Origin of the sequence: Rugamonas violacea, assembly GCF_016461825.1 — a bacterium.
In the GTDB taxonomy this organism is placed as follows: domain Bacteria; phylum Pseudomonadota; class Gammaproteobacteria; order Burkholderiales; family Burkholderiaceae_D; genus Rugamonas.
In genome coordinates this window covers 1-240 of record NZ_JAEMNU010000095.1, presented here as the reverse complement: position 1 = coordinate 240, position 240 = coordinate 1, and the positions used below count along the sequence as shown (strand labels likewise).

Here is a 240-nt window from a genome sequence, read left to right as displayed (position 1 = left end):
CTCAGATTGAACGCTGGCGGCATGCCTTACACATGCAAGTCGAACGGCAGCGCGGGGCAACCTGGCGGCGAGTGGCGAACGGGTGAGTAATATATCGGAACGTGCCCTGGAGTGGGGGATAACGTAGCGAAAGTTACGCTAATACCGCATACGATCTAAGGATGAAAGTGGGGGATCGCAAGACCTCATGCTCCTGGAGCGGCCGATATCTGATTAGCTAGTTGGTGGGGTAAAGGCCCA

Annotated in this window: 1 rRNA gene; it reads left to right on the top strand. The window is 55.8% G+C overall.

The features are described from left to right. A 16S ribosomal RNA gene (locus tag H7U20_RS18410) occupies positions 1 to 240 on the top strand; the annotation flags it as partial.